Below are 6,561 nucleotides of genomic sequence, written 5' to 3'. Positions count from 1 at the left end.
CACAAGGGTTGAGGCAGTTATGTCGGCTCAGACGCCCGCGTACGAGTGCTTGCCGTTGAAGAAGATGTTCACGCCGTAGTAGTTGAAGAGGAAGCACGCGAAGGCGAGCAGGGCGATGACCGCCGCCTTGCGGCCCTTCCAGCCGGCGGTCGCGCGCGCGTGCAGGTAGCAGGCGTAGGCGACCCAGGTGATGAAGGACCAGACCTCCTTGGGGTCCCAGCCCCAGTAGCGGCCCCAGGCGTCGCCCGCCCAGATCGCGCCCGCGACGATGGTGAAGGTCCAGAAGGGGAAGACGGCCGCGTTGATGCGGTAGGCGAACTTGTCCAGCGAGGCCGCCGAGGGCAGCCGCTCCAGCACCGAGGTGGCGAACCTGCCGGGCTGCCCGCCCCGCATCAGCTTCGCCTCGTACGGGTCGCGGAAGAGGTAGAGGATCGTGGCCACGAAGCCGATGTAGAACAGCGCGCCGCAGATGATGGCGAGCGAGACGTGGATCCACAGCCAGTACGACTTCAGCGCGGGCACGAGCTGGTCGCTCTTGGTGTAGAGCACGGTGACGGCCAGGCCCAGGTCCAGCAGCACGGTCGTGACCAGCGGAAGCCCGATCCAGCGGACCTTCTTCTTCGCGACGAGGAAGATCAGGTACGCGGCGACAGCGACCATCGAGAACGCCGTGGAGAACTCGTACATGTTGCCCCACGGCGCCCGCTGCACCGCCAGGGCGCGGCCCACGACGCCGCCCGCGTGGAAGAGGAACGCGAGCACCGTGAGGGACACGGCGATCCGCCCGTACAGGTCGCCCTGCTCGTCGCCGGCGGCCGCGCCCGGACCGTCGGGGAGATCGCCGCGGCGGCCGGCCGAGGAGCGGGTGACCACCTTGGGCACCGGGCGCTCCAGCACCGAGGTGCCGCCGCCGGAGGACGACTTGACCTGCACGGAGGGCGCGGCCTCCGCGGATTCGGTCTCCTCCTCCTGCGGCTCGGTCAGCGCCTTCGCCGTGCGGGCGACCTTGCTGCGGCTGCCGAAGGTCCACTCGGCGATGTACGCGAAGAAGGCCAGGACGTAGACGGCCATCGCCGAATAGACCAGATAGAGGCTGATCTGGGCGAGACCTTCATTGGTCTGTGCGGCGAGATATGTCACTTGCCTGCTCCTTCGGGGGGTTCAGGAGTTGCGGCGGCTCCGGCGGAGCCGGAGGGCGCCACCGCGGGCGCCGGTGTCTGCATGTCGGCGGCGAGCGCCGTCAGTTCCTCGGGGAGCTTGGCGGACTCGCTGCGGCCCAGACCGGCCAGCTCGACGACCGTACGCCCGTCGGCTCCCGGCACCGCGCGCACCCACACGCGGCGGCGCTGGATGAACAGCGATCCGGCGAGGCCGCCGATGGCCGCCAGCGCCCCGGCCAGCGCCCAGCCGTTGCCCACCTGGTGGACGATCTGGAACTGGCCCCACTTCTTGATCCCCTCGAACTTCAGGGATCCGGCCCCGTTCGGCAGGGTGAGCGACTGCCCCTTCTGGAGCTTCTCCGCGACCGGCTGCCCGTTCTTCTTCTTGAACTGCTTCAGCCGCTTGGTGTCGAGCTGGTACACGTTCTGCGCGCCGCCGTAGTCCAGGCCCAGGTCGCCGTGGTACGCGGTGAGGAAGAGCACCGGGTTCTGCGCGGCGGGCGACTGGGACATCATCGAGCCGGAGCCCGTACCGCCGAAGGTCGGCACGAAGAAGCCCTGGAAGCCGAGCTGGTCCTTGCGGTTCTTCGCGTCCCGGTAGTCGGTGACCTTCACGACGCCGGAGGACGTGAGGTTCTTGTCCTGCGGCAGGAAGGCGACCGGGCCGCGGTACGCGGTGTGGCCCTGGCCGTCCTTGACGGAGACGACCGGCGCGTAGCCGTTGCCCTGGAGGAAGACCTTGGTGTCGCCGACCTTGAGCGGGTGGTTCGGCTGGATCTTGTCCTTCTTCTCCTTGCCGTCCGCGCCCTCCCAGTAGGAGATGTCCGCCGTGTAGTCCTTGGCGGTGCCCTTGTTGGGGCCGTCCTCCCAGTACGTGGCGCTGAAGTCCTTCATGGTGAAGCCGAAGGAGTCCAGGTCCTCGGGGCTGAAGAGGGAGCCCGACTTGAAGTCGTCGTACTGCGTGAGGGTGTTGGAGAAGCCGTCCCCGGCGACGATCAGCTTGCCGCCGTCGGACTTCCAGAGCTGGCCCGCGGCGAAGGCGAGCAGCAGCACGATCAGCGCGATGTGGAAGAGGAGGTTGCCCGCCTCGCGCAGGTAGCCCTTCTCGGAGGCGACCGCGTTGCCCGAGGTCTCCACGCGGAAGCGGCGCTTGCTCAGCATCGAGCGTGCGGCGCCGAGCACCTTCTCCGGCTCGGACTCGGTCTCCCAGCGCGCGTACGCGGGCATCCGGTCCAGGCGCTTCGGCGCCCGCGGCGGCCTGGCCCGTAGCTGGCCCACGAACTGCCAGGTGCGCGGCACGATGCAGCCCGCCAGCGAGACGAACAGCAGGATGTAGATCGCCGAGAACCAGACCGACGTGTAGACGTCGAAGAGCTGGAGCTTGTCGTAGATCGGCGCGAGGACGTCGTGCTGCTTGTGGAAGTTCTCGACCTTGACCTGGTCGACGTTGGTCTGCGGGATGACCGAGCCGGGGATCGCGCCGAGCGACAGCAGGAACAGCAGGATCAGCGCGACCCGCATCGAGGTGAGCTGCCGCCACATCCACCGGAACCAGCCGGCGACCTCGCGGGCCCACCAGGCGGCGCCGCCCGCGAACCCGGGCCGCCGCTTGCCGCCGAAGGAGCCGGGGCGCGCGGTGCCGTCCTCCACCGGGGCGGTGGACAACTGCGCACCCGCGTCACCCAGTTCACCGGCGTCGGCGGGAGCCTCGGCCGCGTCCGCCGAAGCGGGAACCTCCGAAGCGGCGGTCGCGCCGCCTTCGGGCTCGGGCCGCTCGTCGGTCTCAGGCTGGTCGGTCCCGGGCGGGCCGGCGCCTGTTGTACTCATTCGCTAAATCCCCACGGTGAAGTCGGACGACCAGATCTGGAGGTCGTACACGATCCGGTCCCATATCCCCGTTACGAGCAGGATGCCGACCAGCACGAGCATGCCGCCGCCGATCCGCATCACCCACGCGTAGTGCCGCTTGACCCAGCCGAAGGCGCCGAGGGTGCGCCGGAAGGCGAGCGCGGCCACCACGAACGGGAGGCCGAGCCCCAGGCAGTACGCCACCGTCAGCAGCGCGCCGCGCCCGGCGCTGGCCTGGTTGAAGGCGAGGGTCTGCACGGCCGCGAGGGTCGGGCCGATGCACGGCGTCCACCCGATGCCGAACAGCACCCCGAGCATCGGCGCGCCGGCCAGCCCCACGGCGGGTCTGCGGTGGACGCGGAACTCCCGCGAGGTGAACCGGGAGAGCCACCCGAAGGTGCCCATGAAGACGAGCCCGAGCAGGATCGTGAGCGCGCCCAGCACCTGGGAGATGACCGTCTTGTGCGCCTGGAGCGTGGCGCCGAAGCCGCCGAACAGGGCGCCGCCGGACACGAACACGGCGGTGAAGCCCAGCACGAAGAGCCCGGCGCCGGCGAACATCCGCCCGCGCTTGGCCTCCGCGAGGTCGGTGCCGGAGACGCCGGTCACATACGAGAGGTAGCCCGGCACCAGGGGCAGCACGCACGGAGAGAAGAAGGAGACGAGGCCGCCCAGCACCGCGACGGGTACGGCGAGCAGCAGCGCCCCGGAGAGAACGGTGTGGTTGACCCCGGTGGCGAGGAGCGTGCCGGTCACTTCTTCTCCGCGATCACGGGGTCGAGTGCCTTGCGCAGCTCGCTCTCGCTGAGTTCCTTGAGCGCCCGTACGGCGATCTTCCCGTCCCTGTCCAGGATCAGGGTGGAGGGGATGGCCTGCGGCGAGAGGCTGTTGCTGGGGAACCGCAGGATCAGCTTGCCGCTGGGGTCGTAGAAGCTCGGGTAGTCGATGCCGTAATTGCGCTCGAACGACTTGGCGTTGGCCTTGTCCAGGTCGCGGGTGTTGATGCCCACGAACTGCACGCCCTTGTCCTTGGTGTCCTTGGCCACCTTGGCGAGGTTGGGGGCCTCGGCGCGGCACGGCGCGCACCAGGAGCCCCACACGTTGAGGACGGTGACCTTGCCCTTGAAGTCCTTGAGGTTCAGCGCGCTGCCGTCCACGGCCGTACCCGAGATGTGCGGAGCGGCCTTTCTGCTGCCCTCCTTGACCTGGGTGATCTCACCGGTGCCCTGGACGAACTTGGTGTCGCCGGAGGAGGCCCCGGTGGAGCCCTTTCCGCATCCGGTCAGCACGAGGGCGCCGGCCGCGGCCCCGGCGATCAGCAGGGCGGCGCGGCGGCGGGAGGCGCGGGTCTCGCTCATGTGAAAAGTTTCGCATGGGCGTCCGGGCGATCTTCCGCGCCCCCCATGACCGTCGTCGGGCCCCTGCTCAGGCGCCCTTCGGCGCGCTGCCGCCGAGGAGATGCGCGGGAACGAGGTCGCGCGCGGGCTCGGAGTAGCCGACCGAGACGATCCGGTCGCCGAGGTAGGTGAAGCGGGTCAGCGAGGCGAGGGTGCACTGCCGTTGCCGCGGGTCGTGCCACAGCCTGCGGCCCTCGACGAAGCTGCGCAGCACCCAGATGGGGAGCTGGTGGCTGACGAGCACGGCCTCGTGGCCGCGCGCCGCGTCCTTCGCCGCGTCCAGCGCGCCGCGCATGCGGACCACCTGGTGCACGTACGGCTCGCCCCAGGAGGGCTTGAACGGGTTGACCAGGTGCCGCCAGTTGGCGGGGCGGCGCAGCGCGCCGTCGCCCACGCCGAAGGTCTGGCCCTGGAAGACGTTGTCCGCCTCGATCAGCCGTCCGTCGGTGCCGATGTCCAGGCCGTGCGCCTTGGCGATCGGCGAGGCGGTCTCCTGCGCGCGCTCCAGGGGAGAGGCCACGACGCGTGTGACGTCCCGCTCGGCGAGGTGCTCGGCGACCCGGTCGGCCATCCTGCGGCCCAGGTCGGAGAGGTGGTAGCCCGGGAGGCGGCCGTAGAGGATGCCCTCCGGGTTCTCCACCTCGCCGTGCCGCATCACGTGGACGACGGTGACCGTCTTGTCCTCGTCCGTGCCGTTCTGCCCGTCGTCCTGAGCGTGGGTGCGCGCCGCGTCGCCCGGAAGGTTCGTCACGCCGCCGCCTCCGTGGCCTCGGCCGCGGCGCGCGCCGCGGCGGGCAGCGCGGCGGCGATGCGCTCGAGCGCCTTCTCGTCGTGCGCGGCCGACACGAACCAGCACTCGAAGGCGGAGGGCGGCAGGTAGACACCCTGCTCCAGCATCGAGCGGAAGAACGCGGTGAAGCGGAACGTCTCCTGGGCCGCTGCCCCCGCGTAGTCCACGACCTCGTTCTCCGTGAAGAACACCGAGAACATGTTGCCCGCGTTCTGCACGCGGTGGGCCACGCCCTCCTTGGTCAGCGCCTCGCCGACCAGGCCGCGCAGCGTCTCGCTGGCCGCGTCGACCTTCGCGTACGCGGCGTCGTCCAGCAGCCGGAGCTGGGCCAGGCCCGCGGCGGAGGCGACCGGGTTACCGGCGAGGGTGCCCGCCTGGTAGACCGGGCCGACCGGCGCGAGGTGGTCCATGACGTCCTTGCGGCCGCCGAAGGCCGCGGCCGGGAAGCCGCCGCCCATGACCTTGCCGAAGGTCATCAGGTCGGGGCGCACGCCGTCGATCCCGTAGTAGCCGGTGCGGCTCACCCGGAAGCCGGTCATGACCTCGTCCGAGATGTAGAGCGCGCCGTACTCGGTGCACAGCTCGCGCAGGCCCTCGTTGAAGCCCGGCAGCGGGGGCACGCTGCCCATGTTGCCCGGGGACGCCTCGGTGATGACGCAGGCGATGTCGCCCGCGTTCTCCGCGAAGGCGGCGCGCACCGCGTCGAGGTTGTTGTACGGCAGCACGATCGTGTCGCCGGCGGTCGCTCCGGTCACACCCGGGGTGCCCGGCAGACCGAAGGTGGCCACGCCCGAACCGGCGTCGGCGAGCAGCGAGTCCACGTGCCCGTGGTAGCAGCCCGCGAACTTGATGACCTTGGTGCGCCCGGTGTACCCGCGGGCCAGCCGGATCGCCGACATGGTGGCCTCGGTGCCCGAGGTCACGAGCCGGACCTGCTCGACCGGGCCGATGCGGTCCACGATCTCCTCGGCGAGCTCGACCTCGCCGGCGCCGGGGGTGCCGAAGGAGGTGCCGCGCGCGACGGCCTCCTGCACGGCGGCCGTCACCTCGGGGTGCGCGTGGCCGAGCAGCATCGGCCCCCACGAGCTCACGAGGTCGACGTACTCACGGCCGTCCGCGTCGGTGAGGTACGGACCGGTGCCGGACACCATGAACCGGGGCGTACCCCCCACGGCGCGGAAGGCACGCACCGGGGAGTTCACGCCTCCCGGGGTCACGGCGGCGGCACGCTCGAAGAGCGACTGCGATACTGGGGCATCGTCGTACGAGTAAGTCACGCGGCCCATGGTCTCAGAGCCCCGCCCCGATCAACGTGCGGGCGTTTCACGGCCCGTGAGAAGGGGAGGTCCCCTTGCGGGAAGATGAT

The 6,561-nt window shown here is 70.5% G+C and carries 6 protein-coding genes; all 6 read right to left on the bottom strand.

What is annotated here, in order from left to right; translation table 11 throughout:
• Window positions 1–27: 27 nt before the first annotated feature.
• The 6 genes from ccsB to hemL all read right to left on the bottom strand — a co-directional run bounded on the left by ccsB (window position 28) and on the right by hemL (window position 6,472).
• Window positions 28–1,140, bottom strand: a complete 1,113-nt coding sequence (gene ccsB, locus ABEE00_RS34980; protein WP_345749847.1) for a c-type cytochrome biogenesis protein CcsB — start codon at window positions 1,138–1,140, stop codon at window positions 28–30.
• Complete coding sequence (gene resB / locus ABEE00_RS34975) at window positions 1,137–2,987, bottom strand: cytochrome c biogenesis protein ResB (protein ID WP_345749846.1); 1,851 nt, start codon at window positions 2,985–2,987, stop codon at window positions 1,137–1,139. Before resB ends, ccsB begins: the two co-directional genes overlap by 4 nt.
• A gap of 3 nt (window positions 2,988–2,990) precedes the next feature.
• On the bottom strand, window positions 2,991–3,764 hold the full coding sequence (locus ABEE00_RS34970; RefSeq protein WP_345749845.1) for a cytochrome c biogenesis CcdA family protein: 774 nt from the start codon (window positions 3,762–3,764) through the stop codon (window positions 2,991–2,993).
• Window positions 3,761–4,366 carry a TlpA family protein disulfide reductase gene (locus ABEE00_RS34965; RefSeq protein ID WP_345749844.1) on the bottom strand — a complete coding sequence of 202 codons (606 nt, stop codon included), beginning with the start codon at window positions 4,364–4,366 and terminating at the stop codon, window positions 3,761–3,763. The genes ABEE00_RS34970 and ABEE00_RS34965 overlap by 4 nt, the downstream gene beginning before the upstream one ends.
• 67 nt (window positions 4,367–4,433) lie before the next feature.
• Entirely contained in the window at window positions 4,434–5,060 is a 627-nt protein-coding gene (locus ABEE00_RS34960; RefSeq protein WP_345749849.1) for a histidine phosphatase family protein, read from the bottom strand.
• A gap of 92 nt (window positions 5,061–5,152) precedes the next feature.
• Entirely contained in the window at window positions 5,153–6,472 is a 1,320-nt protein-coding gene (gene hemL / locus ABEE00_RS34955) for a glutamate-1-semialdehyde 2,1-aminomutase (protein WP_345749843.1), read from the bottom strand.
• Window positions 6,473–6,561 lie beyond the last annotated feature (89 nt).

Source organism: Streptomyces odontomachicola (assembly GCF_039605595.1).
Classification (GTDB): Bacteria; Actinomycetota; Actinomycetes; order Streptomycetales; family Streptomycetaceae; genus Streptomyces.
Note: the sequence above shows the minus strand (reverse complement) of the source record. Positions and strands in the feature narration are given on the sequence as shown.

Coding starts and splice junctions, on each gene's coding strand:
- ABEE00_RS34960 (WP_345749849.1), bottom strand. CDS start 5,060: ATGCGGCACGGCGAGGTGGAGAACCCGGAGGGCATCCTCTACGGCCGC.
- ABEE00_RS34965 (WP_345749844.1), bottom strand. CDS start 4,366: ATGAGCGAGACCCGCGCCTCCCGCCGCCGCGCCGCCCTGCTGATCGCC.
- resB (WP_345749846.1), bottom strand. CDS start 2,987: ATGAGTACAACAGGCGCCGGCCCGCCCGGGACCGACCAGCCTGAGACC.